The sequence below is a fragment of the Tepidimonas sp. genome (genome assembly GCF_046292505.1).
Classification (GTDB): domain Bacteria; phylum Pseudomonadota; class Gammaproteobacteria; order Burkholderiales; family Burkholderiaceae_C; genus Tepidimonas.
In genome coordinates this window covers 1-1,033 of the sequence record NZ_JBKBQX010000122.1, presented here as the reverse complement: position 1 = coordinate 1,033, position 1,033 = coordinate 1, and the positions used below count along the sequence as shown (strand labels likewise).

The window sequence follows — 1,033 nt, the reverse complement described above, 5'->3', positions numbered from 1 at the left end:
GTTTCCGCGGTGGCCTCGATGAAATTGCCGGGGGAGTAGACCTGAAACAGCCGCATGCCCTCGCCGCGGATCTGGCCACCAAAGATGAGGCTGGCGTTGAATTCGATGCCGGAGCGGCGCAAGGCCTCGCCGTCGCGCTGGCGCCGAGTGGTTCGGCTCCCTTTTCCTTTTGAGGGCCTAACAAGGGACACCCCTCTCCGCCGAACCACAGGCAAGGCAGGCTAAACATGGGGTGTACCAATGGCTGAAACTCTCGCATCTTATCAGGTGCCGGAACATCATGTGAAGATGTACACGGCGAACGTCCAGGCCAAGCTGGAAAAGACGGGCGGTATCATTATCCCCTTCGTCTCCCGCAGCCCGTATTCGGGTGAAAAGGCCCAGGTCGTCAACTTCCTCGGCCCGGTCGAGTTCACGGAGCGCAACACTCCGTACGCCGACACGAAGCTGTCCGAAGTGGAACACACGCAGCGCTGGATCGTCGGACGTGAGTTCGATTGCGCCATCCTGATCGACCGTCTCGACACGCTCAAGATGATCTACGAGCCTACCAGCCCGTACGTCGAGCGCATGCGTGAAGCGGCGGCCCGCAAGATGGACGCCATCGTCATGGAAAAGTTCTATGCCGTCGCCAAGACGGGCAAGGACGGGACGACGGATACCATCTACAAGGCGGCGAACACGGTTGCGCACGGCACCACGCGCATGTCCGTGGCCAAGCTGCGCGCGCTGCGCAAACTCATGAAGAAGCGGCACGTCAACCTGCGTACTCAGCAGCCGTTCTTGGCTGTCACCGCCGAACAGGCGGATGACCTGCTGGGCGAAACGCAGGTCGGTTCGTCCGATTACAACGCCATCAAGGCGCTGGTCGACGGCGAAGTGTCGAAGTTCATGGGCTTCATGTTCGTTCCGTACGAAGACTACGGCGACGCGCTGAATGGTAACGGAATCCCGTCCTACGTCGACGGCGCCGATACCATCCGTCAGTGCCCGGCGTGGGTTTCGGACGGCATGCACTTCGGCGACTGGCAGG

The 1,033-nt window shown here is 61.1% G+C and carries 1 protein-coding gene and 1 pseudogene; one reads left to right on the top strand and one right to left on the bottom strand.

What is annotated here, in order from left to right; genetic code table 11:
• Positions 1-140 (bottom strand): annotated as a pseudogene (locus tag ACK4TH_RS12155) (peptidase); the annotation flags it as partial.
• A gap of 100 nt (positions 141-240) precedes the next feature.
• Between ACK4TH_RS12155 and ACK4TH_RS12150 the strand changes: the two are divergent.
• Positions 241-1,033: phage capsid protein (locus ACK4TH_RS12150; RefSeq protein ID WP_409626821.1), on the top strand; the 793-nt coding region annotated here is incomplete at its 3' end.